Origin of the sequence: Sulfitobacter alexandrii, from assembly GCF_001886735.1 — a bacterium.
GTDB classification, from domain to species: Bacteria; Pseudomonadota; Alphaproteobacteria; order Rhodobacterales; family Rhodobacteraceae; genus Sulfitobacter; species Sulfitobacter alexandrii.
In genome coordinates this window covers 324243-340574 of the sequence record NZ_CP018076.1, presented here as the reverse complement: position 1 = coordinate 340574, position 16332 = coordinate 324243, and the positions used below count along the sequence as shown (strand labels likewise).

Genomic DNA, 16332 nt, shown 5'->3' with positions numbered 1-16332 from the left:
GAACAGCCATCCCGCGATCAGCCGCGGCTGTTGCAGGAACCTGCCGAGATAGGCGAGAGGCTGGGGGCCTGCGATCGCGCCCGGACGATCATCTTGCCGTTACCCAGCCGCAGCCTCCAGAAAATCGTGACCTGGCACAGCGCGAAGACGCCCGCCGCGATGAAGGGCGCGGGCGCCCACCAGTTCAGCAGCCAAACCCCCGTGATCGGCCCGATCACCCAGCTTGGCGCGCTGAACAGCAACCGCATGGACTCGGACCGCCCGAGGCTGGTGCGCCCCACGTAGTCCAGCACGTAGGCATTGAGACAGACCGCGCAGGTGACGGTCGCAAGGCTCAGCGTCCCCAGTGCGAGCGCGGTCAGCACCGGCACCCCGGTCAACGCAAGCGCGATGCCCAGCAGGTAGAAACCTGTTCCCAGCGTGTACATCCACCGCCGCGACCAGCGCGCGGCCAGCGATGGCACAAGCAACCCGAACAGCAAGGACACGATCCCCACCCCCAGGTAGATCCAGCTGACGAGGGCCGCGTCCGGGTAGGAGCGGTAGATCACCAGTGGCATGACCGAAAGCAACATGCCCCGCACACCGGCCTCCAGACCGGAGAGAATGGCAAAATCCCGGACCTGCGGCAGCGGCAGGTGGGTCAGCGGCAAGGGGGCTTTGGGCGATATCATGCCCAGCTATTGATCACCGGCGGACCGTGGTGTCGCGGCATTACGCGACAAATCGCGTGTCGGAAACAATGTGTCCGGGCGCCGCTTGTCTCTGGGCCGGCACGCGCCTATCCAATTGCATATGTCCACGACCCGACTCAATTCCGACAGCTGGATCGCGGCAGGGTTCGATGCCCTGCGGCAGGCGGGCCCGCAGGCGCTGGCCGCCGAACCGCTGGCCCGCAGGCTGGGCACCACCAAGGGGTCGTTCTACTGGCATTTCAAGGACGTTCCCGCCTATCACGCGGAACTTCTCGCGCGCTGGCAACACGACGCACTGCGCCGGCTCGATGCGCTGACCGGACAGGATGGCGCCGCCGACCGCCGCCTGCGCGACTTCGGCCGGGGCATGCTGGCGGATCCGACCGAACCTTCCCTGCGGCTCTGGGCGCAGTCCCTGCCCGAAGTCGGTCGCGCGCTGGCGCGGGTGGACGACGCGCGCCTGTCCTATCTGGAAACCCTCCTGCGGCAACTCGGCCTCGGTAACCCCGACTTCGCGCGCGCGCTGCTTGCCGCCCTCGTGGGCCTGCCGCAGGTCGCCGCCCCGGACGCGGACAGCGCGGCGGATGCATATGAAATACTCGTCGATACGGTTCTGGCACTCGAATGATCCTGCGTTTTCTCCTTCCCCTGACCGCCCTTCTGATCCTCGGGGCCTGCGACCGTGACGAAACGGTGCGCGGGCACGGTGGCGCGGACCGTGAATGGCGGCTCGTGACCCTTCAGGGCGCTCCCTTCGACGCACGCGCGACGCTCAGCTTTCCCGAGGAGGGCAGGATCGCCGGCGAAGGTCCGTGCAACAGCTACTCCACCTCGAATATCGCGCCCTACCCCGGATTCGATGCCGGGCCGATCGCCAGCACCCGCCGCGCCTGCCCAGATCTTGCCGCAGAAAGCGCGTTCTTCACGATGCTGGAGGCAGCGACGCTGTCCGAGGTGACCGGCGACACGCTGATCCTGTCGGACGAGGACGGCGCGCTGCTGACCTTCAAAGCTGACGGCTGAACGCGTCGATGAAGCGCGCGCGCGCCTCCGGCAGGGGCTTGTCGCCCAGTGCGCGCGCCAGATGCGCCTCGAGGAAATGACCGGTGGTTCGCAGGGCCACGGCGATCTCGACATCCTCCGCCGCGCCCTCGCCGCGCAGGACGTCGGGCAACGGCAGCAACCGGTCGGCCCAGTCGCCCGCCCCCTTCGCCGAAACCGCGCGTCCCGTCCGCGGCGAGACATAGATCAGATCCTCGGTTGCCCCGGTCACGGCGCAGGCGGACAGGTCCAGCCCGTATCCCATCTCTTCCAGCAGCCCCACCTCCCACTGAAGGTAGGCCAGCGGCCAGATGTCGTTCTGCCCCAGAAGATCCAGCAGTCTTTCGGTCCGGGTATATAGCGCCGGGTGCGCCTCCCGCTCGGGCAGGCAAAAGGCGAGGATCGCGGTCACCGCGTTCAGCCCGGCCAGGGCCAGCCGGTCGGACATCACCAGCGCCGCACGGCTGCGCACCGGCTCCACGGTGAAGGCACCGATATGGTCTTCCAGCCGGGCGCGCCACGCCACGTCGAGCTGCGCACCGGGCTGCAGGTGCGGGGCGATCTTGCGACTGGTCCCGCCGCGCACGACACCCAGGTGCCGCCCCTGGGTCGGGGTGAACATCTCGATGATGGCCGAGGTCTCTCCGTGGCGGCGCAGGCCCAGCAGGATACCCCGGTCACGCCATTCCATCAACCCAGCCCTTCCTCGTCAAGCAGGTGACGACCCTGCCGGTCCTCCACCTCGATCACCCAGATGTCCGGGTCGAAACCACGCTGGCGCGACACGGTCGCATCCACGTCGACCTCCGGGCCGCTGGCCAGCTCGACCCACCGCCGTTCGCCGGTCGCAAGGTCGAAGGACCGCTGGAACAGCACCGCCGCCCCGTCCAATGTCGCCAGCTTGATCAGAACTGCACCGCCCGTGTCGTCACCGTGCGCCACGACGAACGCCGGGATGTCGTGCAGCCGCAAACGCGTCAGATAGGCGTCGACCCAGAAGCGCGCGGTCAGCCGAGGCACGGGACCTCCGGGTTCATTGTTCCAAAAATACACGCTTCCGGCGCGACATCGCGGTCAGGATCAACCGTTGCCATCTTTGAAATCGAGCCCCATCTCGGTGTAGCGTTCGGCCTCTTCCAGCCAGTTCGCCCGGACCTTCACCTGAAGGAACAGGTGCACGCGGCGGCCAAGGAACTCCTCCAGCTCCTCCCGCGCCGCCTTGCTGACCTGCTTGATGGTCTCGCCCTTGTTGCCCAGCACGATGCCCTTGTGCCCGTCGCGCACGACATAGATCAGCTGATCGATCCGCGCCGATCCGTCCTTGCGCTCTTCCCAGTTCTCGGTCTCGACGGTCAGCTGGTAGGGCAACTCCTGGTGCAGTCGCAACGTCAGCTTCTCGCGTGTCATCTCGGCGGCGATCATCCGCATCGGCAGATCCGCGATCTGGTCCTCGGGGTAGAGCCACGGGCCCTCGGGCAGTTCGGTCGCCAGCCACCGGCGCAAAGCCTCCACGCCGTAACCGCGTTCGGCCGAGATCATGAAGGTCTCGGCAAAGGCATGACGCTCGTTCAAAGCCTTGCTGAGCCCGAGCAGCACGGGCGGCTCGACCCGGTCGATCTTGTTGATCGCCAGGGCAATCTTGCGTCCCTTGCCGATCTCGCCCAGCCCGTCGAGTATCCGCGCGACCCCTTCGGTGAGACCGCGATGCGCTTCAACCAGCAACACCACGACATCCGCATCCGCCGCCCCGCCCCAGGCCGCGGCGACCATCGCCCGGTCAAGCCTGCGGCGCGGCTGGAACAGGCCTGGCGTATCGACAAAGACGATCTGCGCGTCCCCTTCCATCGCCACCCCGCGGATGCGCGCACGGGTGGTCTGCACCTTGTGAGTGACGATCGACACCTTTGCGCCGACCATGCGGTTGAGCAGGGTGGACTTGCCCGCGTTGGGCTCTCCGATCAGGGCGACGAATCCGGCGCGGGTGGTCATGTGTCTGTCTCCAGTTGCCGGAGCAGCGTGCTGGCGGCCTCCTGCTCGGCCGCGCGTTTGGACGGCGCGCTCGCGCGGGATGTCTCACCGTTCTCCAGCCGCGCCTCGATGGTGAACAACGGGGCGTGATCCGGGCCGCTCCGGTCGGTCTGCACGTACTTCGGTGGCGACAGCTTGCGCGCCTGCGCCCATTCCTGCAAGGCCGTCTTGGCGTCCCGCGCGTCATCCTCCACCGTTGTCAGCCGATTGCCCCACAGCCGGAGGATCATCGCCTTGGCGGCATCGAACCCGCCGTCGAGATAGACAGCCGCGATGACCGCCTCGATCCCGTCACCCAGAAGCGCCATCTTGCGCCGCCCGCCCGAGATCATCTCGGACCGGCCCAGCTTGAGCACCTTGCCCAGGTCGATCTCGCGAGCCACGTCGGCGCAGGCTTCCTTACGGACAAGAGCATTGAACCGCGGCGCAAGCTGCCCTTCCGTCGCACCGGTGTCCAGCGCCAGAAGCGCCTCCGCCATCACGAGGCCCAGCACCCGGTCGCCAAGAAACTCCAGCCGCTGGTTGTCGTCCCTGTTTGCCGACGACATGGAGGCATGGGTGACCGCACGGACCAGCAGCGCAGGGTCGGCGAACCGATGCCCGAGACGCTCCTGGAACGCCTTGAGATCGCCGCTCAGTTTCATTTCACCGCTTTGAAGAACCGGTCGCCACGCCAGGTCCAGAAGAACAGCATCGACCGCCCGGCCGAGCTGAACATGATACGGTCGGCGCGACCGATCAGGTTCTCGTAGGGGACGAAGCCGACACCCCCCGCCTGCTGTGCCAGGCGGCTGTCGGCGGAATTGTCGCGGTTGTCGCCCATGAAGAAGTAATGCCCTTCCGGCACCGTGTAGACACCGGTGCGGTCGGATTGCTGATCGCCGATGTTCAGGATCGCGTGGGACACGCCGTTCGGCAGGGTTTCGATCTGGCGGCTCTTGATACACGTGCCGCCTTCGCCCACAGGGCCGTTCTCGCACCGCGGGCGCAGCCGCTGCGGCCCCTGCGCGGTCATCTCTTCCTCGAAGGTGCCGTCATCGCGCAGTTCGACGGGCGTGCCGTTGATGTTCAGCACCCCGGCCTTCACCTGAATGGTGTCTCCCGGCAGGCCGATCAGCCGCTTGATGTAGTCGCGGCCCGAAACCGGATGGCGGAACACCACCACGTCGCCGCGCTCCGGCTCGCTGCCGAACAGCCGGGTGTTGTCGCCGTCGAACACGCCGCAGACATCCATGGCGTCGATCTCGATCCCGAAACGCGGCAGCATGAGGCTCGGGCAGGAGGCGTAGGAATAGCCGTAGGCCATCTTGTTCACGAACAGGAAATCCCCGATCAGCAGGGTTTCCTTCATCGACCCCGAGGGGATCCAGAAAGGTTGGAAGAAAAGGGTGCGGAACACGCCCGCGATCAGCAGCGCATAGACGATCGTCTTGACCGTTTCGACAAAGGCGTTGCCTGTCTTTTCCTTCTCGGCCATGCCGCGTTTTCCTTCTGCTCGGGTTGGGGGCTACATGCGCAGGCGGGGCGCGACTGTCAAGGGAAGCCGCGCGGCGCGGCCCCGCCGATCACGGCAGGACCCGTGCCTCGATCACGACAAAGGCCTGCGCCCAGGGGTGATCGTCGGTCAAGGTCACGTGGATGACGGCTTCGTGGCCCGGTGGCGTCATCTCCTGCAGGCGCTTCGCCGCCCAGCCCGTCACCGACATCACCGGCTGCCCGGTCGAGATATTGCTGACAGCCATGTCACGCCAGTTGATCCCCATGCGCAACCCGGTGCCCAGCGCCTTTGAGCAGGCCTCCTTCGCGGCCCACCGCTTGGCATAGGTCCCGGCCACATCGCGGCGGCGCTCCGATTTGGCCTGTTCGACCTCGGTGAAGACGCGGTTGCGGAACCGCGTGCCGAACCGGTCCAGCGTGCCCTGAATGCGTTCGATATTGGCCAGGTCGGTCCCGATGCCGAGGATCATGGTCGCCCTGCCCTACCGCGAGAGCCGCGCGTCGATAGCGCCGGTTGCCTGGTTCAGGGTCGCGGTCAACAGCGCGGCACGGCCGCCCCCGCTTTGCGGATCGTAAAGCTCCACCGCCATGGTGAACCGCAGGCCCGTGGCCGGGTCGTAGCTGGCGTCGAGGGTCGGGAAATCGGCATTCCAGAAACCGATGCCGTCCACACCGATGGTCTTGCACTGCCGGTCCCCGATCTCGTTATAGGGCGGGGACAGGAGCATCAGGTAGACAGGTCCGCCCGCAGGTTCCAGCAGGTCCATCAGGGCGACACGTACCTTGCCGTTGGAATAGGTCCGGGAATAGTCCTCCCACGGCTCGACGATCCCCAGCGGCGACATCCGGCCCGCGCAGTCACGCACCTCAACCTGCTGCGCGGCCAGCGGCGCGGCGGCGACCGCGCCCAGCGCAAGGGCCAGCAGCCACCGCTTCACGATCTCGCCTCGTCCATCAGGCGGCGCATTTCGGCGATCGCCGGTTCCAGCCCGAGAAAGATCGCCTCGCCGATCAGGAAATGCCCGATGTTGAGCTCGCGCACCTCGGGGAAGGCCGCAACCGGCGACACCGTGTCGTAGGTCAGCCCGTGGCCCGCGTGCACCTCCAGCCCGAGGCCGTGTGCGTAGCGCGCCATCTCCTCCAGACCGCGCAGCTCCGCCTGCGCCGCGTCGAACCGTCCTTCCGCGTAGGCGTCGCAATAGGCGCCGGTATGCAGTTCGATCACCTCGGCGCCGATCCGGTGCGCCGCATCGATCTGCCGCTTGTCCGCCGCGATGAAGATCGACACCCGGCAGCCGGCTTCACGCAGGGGCGCGATGAAATGCGCCAGGCGGTTCTCCTCGCGCGCGACTTCCAGCCCGCCTTCGGTCGTGCGCTCCTCGCGCTTTTCCGGAACGATGCAGACTGCATGGGGGCGGTGCCGCAGGGCGATATTCTGCATCTCTTCGGTGGCCGCCATTTCAAAGTTCAGCGGGACCGTCAGAACGTCCATCAAGCCTTCGATATCGCTGTCCGAGATATGGCGACGGTCCTCGCGCAAGTGCGCGGTGATCCCGTCAGCGCCCGCCTTTTCCGCGATCTTTGCCGCGCGCAGCGGATCGGGATACTGGCCGCCACGCGCGTTTCTGACAGTTGCCACGTGGTCGATGTTCACGCCCAGTCTGAGCTTTTGCGGGTCTGCCATCTCTGGTCCTCTCGGTATGTTCGCCCGGACGCTAGTCCACTTTGCGCTTGGCGTCAGCCTTGTGCGCCGTTTTTTGCTTCAATGCCTCGAACTTGGCCTTGATCATGCCCTTGCGCCGTTTCTGGTAGGCCCTCAGCAGCGGCACCATCACGTAGTAGGACAGCGAGGCGAAGAAGATACCCGGCAGAATCCCCCCGATCAGGTAGGGGTAGAAGACCTGTTCGATGAACACCACGATCCCCGACCAGTCCATGTGCGCATCGGTAAAGATGGCGCGCAGGTTCCACCAGAGGTCTGCGCCGGCATCCGCGAACTTGCCCCCGAAGGACCGGTGATCGCCCTCGGTAAAGCGCGAACCAAGCACGAAATGACCTGTCTGAAGCGCCATCACCCCGATCGGCACATAGGTCAGCGGATTGCCGAAAAACGTGCCCATCAGCGCGGCAAGCACGTTCCCCTTCATCAGCTTGGCCAGCAGCGCGGCAATGACGAAATGCAGCCCGTAGAACGGCGTGAACGACGTGAACACCCCCGCCCAGATCCCCCGCGCGATGCGCTCGGGGCTGTCGGGCAACCGCTTCATCCGGTGCCGGACATAGTGAAACGCGCGTGTCCAGCCGCCGCGCGGCCAGAGAAACTCGGCCATCGCGCGCAATGTCGGCTTCGGATCACGGCGTTTGAAAATCAAATCCAGGTTCCAGTTTCTCTTTGATCGCTCAGTGGTCCGGGCTTTTTTGCGATCCCTGCGCCTCTGCTTTCTCGGGCAGGTTCTTGTTGCGGTAGCGGCTGATCTGCGCCACTTCGCTTTCCGCCTCCAGCGTCAGCATCAACGAATGAAGATGCGCGATGTCTCTCAATTCCACATAGATCAACAGGCGGTAAAAGTCAGGCCTGCGTTCCAGAAATGTGAGGTCCGAAATGTTCGCCGCGGCCTCTCCGATCAGGGTGCAGATGCGGCCCAATGCGCCGGCGCCGTTGCCGAGGGTCATGTCCAGCACGGCCTCGTAGACCGCCGGATGGTTGCCCTCGTGCCACCGCAGGTCGAGCCAGCGCTCCGGCTGGTCCTCGTAGATCGACAGCCGGTCGCAATCGATGGCGTGAACGGTCACCCCCTGCCCGCGGAAGGTGATGCCGACGATCCGCTCTCCGGGCAACGGGTTGCAGCAGGGCGCCCGGTCAAAGGACTGGCCCGGCTCCAGCCCGACCACGGCCCGCGCCTTGTCGATATGTTCGCCCTTGCGCGGCGCGAGGTCGGCATAGACGGCGCGCACCACCTCGCGCCCCGAAAGCTCGGAACTGCCCAGCCGCGCCAGCACTTCCTCGGCGCTGTCGAGACGCATGTTCTTGGCCGCGGTCCGCAGCACCTTGTCGGTCACCCGCTTGCCCACATGCGCAAAGGCGGAGCGCGCCAGCTCCTGCCCCAGCTTGATGAACCGCGCGCGATCCACTTCGCGCAGGGAGCGCCGGATCGCGGTCTTGGCCTTGCCCGTGGTCGCGATGTCCAGCCATGTCACCTGCGGCGTCTGCCCCTGCGCGGTGATGATCTCGACCGACTGACCGTTCTTGATCCGCGTCCACAGCGGGACGCGCATGTGATCCACCTTTGCCCCCACCACGGCATTGCCGATCCGCGTGTGGATGGCATAGGCAAAGTCGATCGGCGTGGCCCCGCGCGGCAGCTTCACCACGTCGCCCTTTGGCGTGAAGCAGAATACCTTGTCGGCATACATCTCCAGCTTCACCGCCTCGAGAAAATCCTCGTGGTTCTCCTCGGCGTCGAATTGTTCGGTCAGCTGCGCAATCCATTTGGCCGGGTCCACCGCAAAGGGGTTCTTGGACCGGACCCCGTCGCGATAGGACCAGTGCGCCGCCACCCCGGTCTCGGCGACGTCGTGCATCTGGCTGGTGCGGATCTGGACCTCCACCCGCTTGCCGTCGCGGCCCGACACCGTGGTGTGGATGCTGCGATACCCGTTCGACTTCGGCTGGCTGATATAATCCTTGAACCGTCCCGGCACCGCACGCCACCGCTGGTGGATCGCGCCCAGCGCGCGATAGCAGTCTTCCTCGTTGTCCACGATCACCCGGAAGCCGTAGATGTCGGACAACCGGCCGAAGCTCTGCTCCTTCTCCTCCATCTTGCGCCAGATGGAATAGGGCTTCTTCGCGCGTCCGAACACATCTGCCTCGACCCCGGCCTTGGCCAGTTCGATCCGCATGTCGCCGGTGATCCGCTGGATGACGTCGCCGGTCTCTCGCTGAAGGGTGATGAAACGGCGGATGATGCTGGCGCGCCCTTCCGGGTTCAGCACACGAAACGCCAGGTCCTCCAGCTCTTCACGCATCCACTGCATCCCCATGCGCCCGGCCAGCGGCGCGTAGATGTCCATGGTCTCGCGCGCCTTCTGGCCTTGCTTGGCGGGCCGCATCGCCTTGATCGTGCGCATGTTGTGCAGCCGGTCCGCGAGCTTGACCAGAATCACCCGCAGGTCCTTGGACATTGCCATGAACAGCTTGCGGAAATTCTCGGCCTGCTTGGTTTCCGAGGAATTCAGTTGCAGGTTCGTCAGCTTGGTGACGCCATCGACCAGTTCGGCGATCTCGGTGCCGAACCGCGTCTCCACGTCTGCATAGGATGCCTTGGTGTCCTCGATCGTGTCGTGCAGCAGCGCGGTGATGAGGGTCGCATCGTCGAGTTGCTGTTCCGTCAGGATCGCTGCAACCGCGACAGGGTGCGTGAAATAAGGCTGCCCGGAATGACGGAACTGGCCTTCGTGCATCTCCGCGCCGAAGGCAAAGGCGGCGCGGATCAGCTCTTCGTTTGTTTTCGGGTTGTAGACTTTGACCAGGCGAATCAGATCGTCGGCGGTCGTTTCGGCGCTTTCCATGCCATCCGCCCTATGAGCCCGGTGCCGGGTTACCCCTGCCCCTGGGCCGCCATCAACTGCCGGAGCAGCATCTCTTCGGACATGCTGTCCTCTTCCGGCTTGTCCTGCTCCTGCCCCATCAGCAATGCCATGGCATCATCTTCGGGCTCGTCGACCTCGATCTGGCTCTGGTTGCTTTCGATCAGGCGCTCGCGCAGATCGTCGGCCGATTGCGTCTCTTCCGCGATCTCGCGCAGGGACACGACCGGGTTCTTGTCGTTGTCGCGATCCACGGTCACGGCGGACCCGGCAGAGATTTCACGCGCCCGGTGGGCGGCAAGCATGACAAGCTCGAAACGATTCGGAACCTTGTCGACACAATCTTCTACGGTAACGCGGGCCATCGGGATGCTCCATTTGATAGAGGCAGTCAGAAAGGGCTTACCTAGGCCCGTTTTCACTGATTTACAAGCAACTATTCGAGGCGCTTCACCGCCGCCACATCTTCCCCGGGCAAGGCCGACAAAAGCTGTCGTATCGTCTTCCCCAGCACGGGGTGCCTCCAGTCCCCCGCGATCTCAGACAGCGGCACGAGGACGAATGCGCGCTCCTGAAGCCGCGGGTGCGGAAGGATCAGCCGGTCCGGCGCCCGGACCATCTGCTCTGCCAGCGGCAACTCGAGCCACGCGCGGTAGGTGGGCACGTCCGGCAATACCCGGTCGCCCATGCCCAGCAGGTCGATGTCGAGCGTCCGCTGCCCCCAGCGCACCTCCCGCGCGCGCCCCATGCCTGCCTCGACGTCATGCAGCACCTTGAGCAATTCCGGTGCGGTGCCCGAAAAATCCACTTTGGCCGCCGCGTTCACATAGTCGGGCCCGGCTCCGGCCGGGAAGGCCGGCGTGGCGTAAAACGATGATACAGAACGAATCATCGCGCCCCACACTTCCAGTTCCTTAAGGGCGGCGTGCAGCGTTTGCAGGGGCGACCCGGCGGCTGATCCGAGGTTAGCACCGAGCGCCAGAAGCGCTGTCGCCCGCCCCATAAGCGGAGGATCGCCCTTTTCCCCGTCTGTGGTGCCTTGCAGCATGTTCAAAAACCCTTAGTTATGCGCGGTAAGGTGACGGGCGCTCTTCTGGTCATAGTTGCAATTTGAGCCTCGCAGCACGTTAAAGCACAATTCATTGCTTGGCGAAGACTTCGCCGAAAGGACCCTGGGATGTTTTATAAAGATGAGCGTCTGGCGCTGTTCATCGACGGCTCGAATCTCTACGCCGCAGCAAAGACGCTTGGATTCGACATAGACTACAAACTGCTCCGGGCCGAGTTCATGCGCCGCGGCAAGCTGCTGCGCGCGTTCTACTACACGGCCTTGCTTGAAAACGATGAGTATTCTCCGATCCGCCCTCTTGTCGACTGGCTGAACTACAACGGATTCTCGATGGTCACGAAACCGGCCAAGGAATACACCGACAGCATGGGTCGGCGTAAGGTCAAGGGCAACATGGACATCGAACTGGCCGTCGATGCCATGGAACTGGCGCCCCGCGTGGACCATATCGTGATCTTCTCGGGCGACGGCGATTTCCGCCCGCTGGTGGAAAGCCTGCAACGGCAGGGCGTCCGGGTCTCGGTCGTCTCGACCATCCGCAGCCAGCCGCCGATGATCTCGGACGATCTGCGCCGGCAAGCCGACAACTTCATCGAACTGGAAGACCTGCGAGAGGTCATCGGGCGCCCGCCGCGGGATAATTCGTCCGACTGACGGGAAGTTTTTCTACCTGAAATGGCACGCCGAGAGCTCTCGGAGCCCTCAGCGTGCAATGTTCTAAAATCCAGCGGGGTAATATACCGCACGGGCTTCCGTGTTCCCCAGCATCATCCTACAGTACTGTTAACTTTTCGCGATCCCCCGAAAAGGGGGGGAAGATGACGATGTTGGTGAACCGGGCTGCGCTGCTGGAACAACTCGACGATCCGGAAAGGCTCTGGACCGACGCCGTCGAAACGCTGGCCAGCGCCGGTTTCGATCACGCCATCTACCTGACAGTCGACCATGACTTCACCGCCCCCTTCCTGCGGTGCACCGCACCCGCGGTTTATGCACACCATCCGCCCGAAAAAGACCCCTTCCTGCGCTACGCCTGCGACTCCTATCGCATCCTGCCGCTGGGTGCCGAATTCATCGACGCACACCCCTACGTGACCGAAGAAGAGCGCGCCTTCGTCAGGCGCGCGGCAGAGGCGGGTATGCGCTCCTGCCTCGGCATTCCGATGCGGCTGCGCGGATCGGAACGCTTCGGGGGTTTCATCGTGGGCACCGCGCGGGTCAAGTCCAGCTTCATGGAAAAGGTCTTTCCCCGCGCCGAAGAGATCCGCCTGTTCTGCCTGCTCATCCATCGACGGCTGGAGGAACTGACAGCCGCCACGCCGGTGACACAAGGCGAGGTCGCGTTCGGCCGTCACCTCGTTGCGCCCGATCTGCCCGACACTTTCGAGGCGCTCACCCCCCGGGAGCGCGAGGTCGTCTATCTGCTGGCACAGGGACACAGCAGGCAGGAAACCGCGGCCATCTGTACCATTTCCGTCCACACCGTGTCCGACTACGCCAAATCCGCCTATCGCAAGCTTGGCGTCCACAACCGGGCCCAGGTGGCCGCGCTGATCTATCACGGCGATGCGGCACCCTGATCCCCGGCGTCACTGGACCTGCCGCGCGCGAATGCCTAAGTCTGGGGCATGACCCAGGAGACTCCGATGACCAAGCCGCCGCTCACGCTCTACCTCGCCGCACCGCGCGGCTTCTGCGCGGGCGTGGATCGCGCGATCAAGATCGTGGAAATGGCGCTCGAGAAATGGGGTGCACCCGTCTACGTGCGCCACGAGATCGTCCACAACAAGTTCGTCGTGGACGGCCTGCGCGACAAGGGCGCCGTGTTCGTCGAGGAACTGTCGGAATGTCCCGACGACCGCCCGGTGATCTTTTCCGCGCACGGCGTGCCCAAGTCGGTGCCCAGCGCGGCGCAGGCACGCAACATGATTTACGTCGATGCCACCTGCCCGCTTGTCAGCAAGGTCCATATCGAGGCGCAACGCCACGCCGACAACGGTTTGCAGATGATCATGATCGGCCACGCGGGCCACCCCGAGACCGTGGGCACGATGGGCCAGCTGCCGCCGGGCGAGGTGCTTCTTGTCGAAACGCCCGAGGACGTCGCCACGATCAAAGTCCGCGACCCCGGCAAACTGGCCTACGTGACCCAGACGACTCTCAGCGTGGACGACACCGCCGGGATCGTTGCGGCACTCCGGGCACGTTTTCCGGACATCGTCGGCCCGCACAAGGAAGACATCTGTTACGCGACCACCAACCGGCAGGAAGCCGTCAAGGCGATGGCTCCCAAGTGCGATGCCATGCTGGTCGTGGGCGCGCCGAACTCCTCCAACTCGAAGCGACTGGTCGAGGTCGGCGCGCGCGCGGGCTGCGCCTATTCCCAGCTTGTCCAACGGTCGGAAGACATCGACTGGCGGGCTCTCGACGGCATCAGAAGCATCGGCATCACCGCTGGCGCCTCCGCGCCCGAAGTCCTCATCAACGAGGTGATCGACGCGTTCGGCGCCCGCTTCGACGTCACCCGTGAACTGGTCGAAACCGCGGTCGAGAACGTGGAGTTCAAGGTGCCGCGGGTTTTGCGCGAGGCGGTCTGACGCGGCGGCTTTACCCCCTGCCCCGCCTGTAATACCGTTCCGGCGAAGGCTAGAAGGATACCGCATGATCTCCCTCCAATTCCTGCTGACGGCTCTTGTGGTCGTGCTGGCCCCCGGCACCGGCGTGATCTACACGCTTGCGCTGGGACTTGGCCGCGGTCCCCGCGCGGCGCTCTGGGCAGCGTTCGGCTGCACCGTGGGGATCGTGCCGCATCTGGCGGCGGCGACCCTCGGGCTGGCCGCGATCCTTCACACCTCCGCGCTCCTGTTCACCGCCGTGAAAGTCGCCGGTGTCGCTTACCTGCTCTACCTAGCGTGGCAGAGCCTCAAGGAAGGCGGCGCGCTCTCGGTCCAGGCGGACGCGGCCTTTGAACCGGGCTGGCGCATCGCGCGGCGCGGGGCGCTTATCAATGTCCTGAATCCGAAACTCTCGATCTTCTTTCTCGCCCTGCTGCCGCCGTTCCTCTCCGGGAACCCGGCCTCCGCCACGGTCGAGATGGCGCTGCTCGGTGGTATCTTCATGGCCATGACCTTTGGTGTCTTCGTGCTTTACGGTTGTTTCGCCGCCGCCGCGCGCCGCTGGCTCCTGGGGTCCGAGGCGGTGATGCGCTGGCTCAACCGCTCCTTCGCTGCGATCTTCGCGGCGCTGGCGGGCCGTCTGGCACTGGAACGCGCCTGAACCACGGAAAGCTGACCACCGATGAACCGCATACCCGCCCCCGCCCTGCTGCTGGCCGTCGCCGGACTGATTCCCTTTCTGTGGGCTGCGCTCACGGCGCTCGGGCTGACCTCCGCCGCGGACTGGAACCTGCCCGCCGTACTGGGGGGCGATGGCCGCCTGCTCATGGTCCGCTACGGCGGGATCATACTGCCCTTCATGGCGGGCACGCTCTGGGGGTTCGCCACCCGCGCGACAGGCGGGCTGGCCTTCGCGGCCTACACCGCCTCCGTCGCGCCTGCCCTGTGGTGGTTCTTCATGCCCGGCACCACCGCCGAAACCGCGCTGATCAACATGGCCATCGGCTTTGCCGCGCTGCTGCTGATCGAAGTCGCCTTCGATCGGTGGGAACTGACCCCGCCCTGGTGGCTCGCCTTCCGCATCCAGTTGACCATCGTGGTCCTCGCGTGCATCGGCATCGGGATCTGGGCATGAGCGATCCTCAGACCCTTGCCGTCTACGACGCGCAGGCCGACGACTACGATGCCATGATGCAGGCGGAGGCGACGGCGGATCCGCGCGTGCACCATTTCATCGCCGCTTTGCCCGAAGGGGCCAGCGTGCTCGACCTCGGCTGCGGGCCCGGCAACTACGCCCGCATCCTTGCGAAGGCGGGGCTGAAGGTCACCGCCATCGACGCCTCGGCGGAAATGGCAGGCCGCGCCGCGGCCATCCCGGGCGTGACAGCACGCCACGGGTATTTCGAGGATGTCACGGAACAGGACGCCTACGACGGCATCTGGGCCAGTTTCTCCCTCCTGCACGCCCCGCGCGCCGACCTGCCGGGCCACCTGGCCCGCCTCCGCAAGGCGCTGAAACCGGGCGGCACCTTTTTCATCGGCATGAAAACCGGCACCGGCGGCGGGCGGGACGACCTCGGGAGGCACTATGAATACTACAGCCGCGAAGAACTGGAGACACTGCTTCGGGACGCCGGGTGCGTGCCGAAACAGCACTGGACCGGCTACGGCAAGGGCCTGGCCGGGCAATATGACGGCTGGATCGTGATCCACGCGGATGGCTAAACTGTACGCATATACCGATGGGGCCTGTTCGGGTAATCCCGGCCCCGGCGGCTGGGGCGCCCTGATGCAGGCGCGCGACGGCGACCGCGTGGTCAAGGAACGCGAACTCAAGGGCGGCGAGGCGGCGACCACGAACAACCGAATGGAACTGCTGGCCGCGATCAACGCGCTCGAGGCGCTGGAGCGCGACACCGAGATCACGGTCGTCACCGACAGCAACTACGTCAAGAACGGCATCACCGGCTGGATTCACGGCTGGAAAAAGAACGGCTGGAAGAACGCCGCGAAGAAGCCGGTCAAGAACGCCGAGCTCTGGCAGCGGCTGGATGCCGCCAACGCCCGGCACAGGGTCACGTGGCAATGGGTCAAGGGCCATGCGGGACATCCCGAGAACGAACGCGCCGACGCCTTGGCGCGCGCGGGCATGGCGCCGTTCAAGAAATGAACCTGCTGGCGGTCCTGGACTACGGGTCGGTTCTGGTCTTTGCCATCACCGGCGCCCTGGTGGCCAGCCGCGCGCAGCTCGACCTTGTCGGATTCGCCTTCATTGCCAGCCTGACAGCCCTTGGGGGCGGCACGATCCGCGACCTGCTGCTGGACCGCGACCCGATCTTCTGGATCGCCGATCCCACCTACCTCGCCGTCGCCGTGGCCGCGGCATTGGCGGTGTTCTTTACCGCGCACCTGCTGGAAAGCCGCAGGCGCGCGCTGCTCTGGCTCGACAGCCTCGCGCTGTCCATCGCGGTCGCCGCCGGGGCCGGTGTGGCGATGGCGCTGGACCAGACGGCGGTCATCGTGGTGCTGATGGGCATGATCACGGGCTGCATGGGCGGGCTGATGCGGGACGTGGTGGTCGGCGATGTGCCGGTGGTGCTGAAGCAGGGCGAACTCTATGTCACGGCGGCCTTCGCGGGATCCGCCACCGCGGCGCTGGCCCGGCACTACGGCTTCGATCCCCTTGTCACGCTGCCGGGCTGTGCCGTGGTCACCTGGATCCTGCGCGCCGGATCGCTCGGCTTCGGGTGGCACCTGCCGGTGTACAAGAGCACCCCGCCCAAGTCCTGACGCAGGC

23 protein-coding genes are annotated in these 16332 nt (G+C 65.4%); 10 read left to right on the top strand and 13 right to left on the bottom strand.

Going from position 1 to position 16332, the window contains the following annotated elements; genetic code table 11:
- Positions 1-17: 17 nt before the first annotated feature.
- On the bottom strand, positions 18-653 hold the full coding sequence (locus BOO69_RS23355) for an MFS transporter (RefSeq protein WP_237267539.1): 636 nt from the start codon (positions 651-653) through the stop codon (positions 18-20).
- A gap of 142 nt (positions 654-795) precedes the next feature.
- Here BOO69_RS23355 and BOO69_RS01720 point away from each other — a divergent pair, with 142 nt between their 5' ends.
- Both BOO69_RS01720 and BOO69_RS01715 read left to right on the top strand, forming a co-directional pair.
- The gene (locus tag BOO69_RS01720; protein ID WP_071969748.1) at positions 796-1323 is read left to right on the top strand and encodes a TetR/AcrR family transcriptional regulator; all 528 of its coding nucleotides are present in this window, start codon (positions 796-798) and stop codon (positions 1321-1323) included.
- Entirely contained in the window at positions 1320-1718 is a 399-nt protein-coding gene (locus BOO69_RS01715) for an META domain-containing protein (RefSeq protein WP_071969746.1), read from the top strand. Before BOO69_RS01720 ends, BOO69_RS01715 begins: the two co-directional genes overlap by 4 nt.
- Here BOO69_RS01715 and recO read toward each other — a convergent pair.
- From recO to folK, 12 genes are all read right to left on the bottom strand, one after another.
- Positions 1702-2427 (bottom strand): DNA repair protein RecO, encoded by a 726-nt coding sequence (recO, locus tag BOO69_RS01710; protein WP_071969744.1) that lies wholly within the window; start codon positions 2425-2427, stop codon positions 1702-1704. The genes BOO69_RS01715 and recO overlap by 17 nt on opposite strands.
- Positions 2427-2756, bottom strand: a complete 330-nt coding sequence (locus tag BOO69_RS01705) for a DUF1491 family protein (protein ID WP_071969742.1) — start codon at positions 2754-2756, stop codon at positions 2427-2429. Before BOO69_RS01705 ends, recO begins: the two co-directional genes overlap by 1 nt.
- Before the next feature lie 60 nt (positions 2757-2816).
- Positions 2817-3725, bottom strand: coding sequence for a GTPase Era (gene era, locus BOO69_RS01700; RefSeq protein ID WP_071969740.1), 909 nt, complete (start codon positions 3723-3725; stop codon positions 2817-2819).
- Positions 3722-4408, bottom strand: coding sequence for a ribonuclease III (rnc, locus tag BOO69_RS01695; RefSeq protein WP_071969738.1), 687 nt, complete (start codon positions 4406-4408; stop codon positions 3722-3724). Before rnc ends, era begins: the two co-directional genes overlap by 4 nt.
- Positions 4405-5241 carry a signal peptidase I gene (gene lepB / locus BOO69_RS01690; protein ID WP_071969736.1) on the bottom strand — a complete coding sequence of 279 codons (837 nt, stop codon included), beginning with the start codon at positions 5239-5241 and terminating at the stop codon, positions 4405-4407. Before lepB ends, rnc begins: the two co-directional genes overlap by 4 nt.
- Positions 5242-5329: 88 nt before the next feature.
- On the bottom strand, positions 5330-5731 hold the full coding sequence (acpS, locus tag BOO69_RS01685; RefSeq protein WP_071969734.1) for a holo-ACP synthase: 402 nt from the start codon (positions 5729-5731) through the stop codon (positions 5330-5332).
- A 12-nt stretch (positions 5732-5743) separates the two neighbouring features.
- Complete coding sequence (locus BOO69_RS01680) at positions 5744-6199, bottom strand: hypothetical protein (protein ID WP_083545420.1); 456 nt, start codon at positions 6197-6199, stop codon at positions 5744-5746.
- Positions 6196-6945 (bottom strand): pyridoxine 5'-phosphate synthase, encoded by a 750-nt coding sequence (locus tag BOO69_RS01675; RefSeq protein WP_071969732.1) that lies wholly within the window; start codon positions 6943-6945, stop codon positions 6196-6198. Before BOO69_RS01675 ends, BOO69_RS01680 begins: the two co-directional genes overlap by 4 nt.
- Before the next feature lie 31 nt (positions 6946-6976).
- Positions 6977-7633 (bottom strand): DUF2062 domain-containing protein, encoded by a 657-nt coding sequence (locus BOO69_RS01670; RefSeq protein WP_071969730.1) that lies wholly within the window; start codon positions 7631-7633, stop codon positions 6977-6979.
- Positions 7634-7661: 28 nt separating this feature from the next.
- Positions 7662-9833, bottom strand: coding sequence for a RelA/SpoT family protein (locus tag BOO69_RS01665; RefSeq protein ID WP_071969728.1), 2172 nt, complete (start codon positions 9831-9833; stop codon positions 7662-7664).
- A 29-nt stretch (positions 9834-9862) separates the two neighbouring features.
- Positions 9863-10216, bottom strand: coding sequence for a DNA-directed RNA polymerase subunit omega (gene rpoZ / locus BOO69_RS01660; protein WP_071969726.1), 354 nt, complete (start codon positions 10214-10216; stop codon positions 9863-9865).
- A 71-nt stretch (positions 10217-10287) separates the two neighbouring features.
- The gene (gene folK / locus BOO69_RS01655) at positions 10288-10899 is read right to left on the bottom strand and encodes a 2-amino-4-hydroxy-6-hydroxymethyldihydropteridine diphosphokinase (RefSeq protein ID WP_237267537.1); all 612 of its coding nucleotides are present in this window, start codon (positions 10897-10899) and stop codon (positions 10288-10290) included.
- Between the two features lie 129 nt (positions 10900-11028).
- Between folK and BOO69_RS01650 the strand changes: the two genes are divergently transcribed.
- The 8 genes from BOO69_RS01650 to BOO69_RS01615 all read left to right on the top strand — a co-directional run bounded on the left by BOO69_RS01650 (position 11029) and on the right by BOO69_RS01615 (position 16325).
- Positions 11029-11574, top strand: coding sequence for a LabA-like NYN domain-containing protein (locus tag BOO69_RS01650; RefSeq protein ID WP_071969724.1), 546 nt, complete (start codon positions 11029-11031; stop codon positions 11572-11574).
- 164 nt (positions 11575-11738) lie between these two features.
- Positions 11739-12500, top strand: coding sequence for a helix-turn-helix transcriptional regulator (locus tag BOO69_RS01645; protein WP_071969722.1), 762 nt, complete (start codon positions 11739-11741; stop codon positions 12498-12500).
- A gap of 66 nt (positions 12501-12566) precedes the next feature.
- Complete coding sequence (ispH, locus tag BOO69_RS01640) at positions 12567-13517, top strand: 4-hydroxy-3-methylbut-2-enyl diphosphate reductase (RefSeq protein WP_071969720.1); 951 nt, start codon at positions 12567-12569, stop codon at positions 13515-13517.
- A gap of 64 nt (positions 13518-13581) precedes the next feature.
- Positions 13582-14196, top strand: coding sequence for a LysE family translocator (locus BOO69_RS01635; RefSeq protein ID WP_071969718.1), 615 nt, complete (start codon positions 13582-13584; stop codon positions 14194-14196).
- Between the two features lie 21 nt (positions 14197-14217).
- Positions 14218-14670 carry a DUF3429 domain-containing protein gene (locus BOO69_RS01630; RefSeq protein WP_071969717.1) on the top strand — a complete coding sequence of 151 codons (453 nt, stop codon included), beginning with the start codon at positions 14218-14220 and terminating at the stop codon, positions 14668-14670.
- On the top strand, positions 14667-15260 hold the full coding sequence (locus tag BOO69_RS01625) for a class I SAM-dependent methyltransferase (RefSeq protein WP_071969715.1): 594 nt from the start codon (positions 14667-14669) through the stop codon (positions 15258-15260). The genes BOO69_RS01630 and BOO69_RS01625 overlap by 4 nt, the downstream gene beginning before the upstream one ends.
- Entirely contained in the window at positions 15253-15705 is a 453-nt protein-coding gene (rnhA, locus tag BOO69_RS01620) for a ribonuclease HI (RefSeq protein WP_071969713.1), read from the top strand. The genes BOO69_RS01625 and rnhA overlap by 8 nt, the downstream gene beginning before the upstream one ends.
- Positions 15702-16325, top strand: a complete 624-nt coding sequence (locus BOO69_RS01615; protein WP_071969711.1) for a trimeric intracellular cation channel family protein — start codon at positions 15702-15704, stop codon at positions 16323-16325. Before rnhA ends, BOO69_RS01615 begins: the two co-directional genes overlap by 4 nt.
- Positions 16326-16332 lie beyond the last annotated feature (7 nt).